General features: G+C 40.3%; 7 tRNA genes. All 7 read left to right on the top strand.

The window, feature by feature from the left end:
* The first annotated feature begins 6 nt into the window (after positions 1-6).
* The 7 genes from F0249_RS19780 (at position 7) to F0249_RS19750 (ending at position 1,302) form a co-directional block, all read left to right on the top strand.
* A tRNA-Phe gene (locus F0249_RS19780) sits at positions 7-82 on the top strand.
* Positions 83-121: 39 nt separating this feature from the next.
* Positions 122-197, top strand: a tRNA-Asn gene (locus tag F0249_RS19775).
* A gap of 537 nt (positions 198-734) precedes the next feature.
* Positions 735-810: transfer RNA gene (locus tag F0249_RS19770), tRNA-Phe, on the top strand.
* Positions 811-878: 68 nt separating this feature from the next.
* Positions 879-954, top strand: a tRNA-Thr gene (locus tag F0249_RS19765).
* Between the two features lie 22 nt (positions 955-976).
* A tRNA-Asn gene (locus F0249_RS19760) sits at positions 977-1,052 on the top strand.
* A gap of 48 nt (positions 1,053-1,100) precedes the next feature.
* Positions 1,101-1,176, top strand: a tRNA-Thr gene (locus F0249_RS19755).
* Between the two features lie 50 nt (positions 1,177-1,226).
* Positions 1,227-1,302, top strand: a tRNA-Asn gene (locus F0249_RS19750).
* Positions 1,303-1,948: the final 646 nt, after the last annotated feature.

The raw sequence follows: 1,948 nt of genomic DNA, 5'->3' as shown, positions 1-1,948 counted from the left end.
TCTTTTGCCTCGATAGCTCAGTCGGTAGAGCAGAGGATTGAAAATCCTCGTGTCGGTGGTTCGATTCCGCCTCGAGGCACCATTATTTGGTGCTTAGCATGAAAATGCTGACACAGATAATTCCCCTTTAGTTCAGTTGGTAGAACGGCGGACTGTTAATCCGTATGTCGCAAGTTCAAGTCTTGCAAGGGGAGCCATTTTTAAAAGCCAAGTCGAAAGACTTGGCTTTTTTCATATCTGAACTAAATTGATCCCAATAGGCCCTCGCCTTCTCTATCGATGCTATCCCTTTACTAATAAAGCTCTGAGTATGCAGCTCTCGCCACTTACGTAATCCTCCGTCACCAAAATCACTTATCCGCAGCCAATATTTCTATTTAAAATATTCACTCCTTACGAAAGCAAACATCAAAACATTGCTCATTAATTAAGACGGTAGCTTGGGTGATTTTCTATAGTCTACAATTCAAAAATGAACACTAATAAGATAGACATACTAAAGCGCTCGATAATCACAATTAAAAGTGAACTATTACGCACTCTTTACTTGTTTGTTTACTGTATTTAAGCATAAATAACTCAGTAACCCTCCCCTTCTTACCTCATATTCACTATGCATTTAATGACCAAAATGCCTACAAACAGCCCATTAAGTATAGAAAATCAGCAAACAACATTTTTTTTGCAATTTAATGTTGACCTAGAACGTGAAAAGCCTTTTAATACACCTCGTTGCCCGGATAGCTCAGTCGGTAGAGCAGAGGATTGAAAATCCTCGTGTCGGTGGTTCGATTCCGCCTCCGGGCACCACATTCATTTTGTTGGTGTTAGATTGAAAAATCAAAATACGAGCATAGAATAAATTAAGAATACAATGTGCCGACTTAGCTCAGTAGGTAGAGCAACTGACTTGTAATCAGTAGGTCACCAGTTCGACTCCGGTAGTCGGCACCATTCTTAATTAGATACAACCTGTTCCCTTTTAGTTCAGTTGGTAGAACGCCGGACTGTTAATCCGTATGTCGCTGGTTCAAGTCCAGCAAAGGGAGCCACATTAAGTAGCTAGCGTTAGTAACAAACGATAGCGAAAAGAAATTAGTGCCGACTTAGCTCAGTAGGTAGAGCAACTGACTTGTAATCAGTAGGTCACCAGTTCGACTCCGGTAGTCGGCACCATTTTTCATGATTGAAAAATCATAAGCGTTGTTGCTATAAAACAAACCTGTTCCCTTTTAGTTCAGTTGGTAGAACGCCGGACTGTTAATCCGTATGTCGCTGGTTCAAGTCCAGCAAAGGGAGCCACATTTAAGAAACCACTTCTCATGAAGTGGTTTTTTTTCGCCTAAAGAAAATAGCTGCAACACTTCACACTTGAACATCACTCATACGCCTCTGTATGAGCCTAGCAACGATTTTTTTCATAATAGACCAAGTTATATAACCTAAATTAGCCACAAGCCATAGAGGCCGTTATAGTGATATAACCGCTATTTCCAAGCTCGAAGTAGACCATAAATATTAAATGCGAATAGTACCAATGCCGTTAATTTACTACTCAAACTTATCCACTAACGAAAACAGAGCGTCTTTATTCTACTTTCGCATTGAGAATGATCATTCTAAGCCTTACAAACACAATCAATTCATACCTTGTAGATTTTGAAGCTCCTATTAACAAGGTTGTTCTGGCGAACCAATCCATTGGGTTGAGGTCTGGAGAGTATAGTGGGATATTAAGGATCGTAAGATTACTAAAATGGTCAACATGCCTGCTAGCCATTGTCTAATGGCCACTGAGCGTTACGAAAAGAATAGCGTCAGAGTAGCTTCTAAGGACAACGATAGAGACTGTCTCAATTTCTGTGTAATTGCCTAAACTAAGCCTTAAAGGCTAAGGATAGGCAATATGAACAAGAAAGAGCTTGAAGCTTTCGCCAAGGAAGCAGCA

It is taken from the genome of Vibrio sp. 03-59-1, from assembly GCF_013114135.1.
Lineage (GTDB): Bacteria > Pseudomonadota > Gammaproteobacteria > Enterobacterales > Vibrionaceae > Vibrio > Vibrio cortegadensis.
This window is presented reverse-complemented; position numbering and strand designations above follow the sequence as displayed.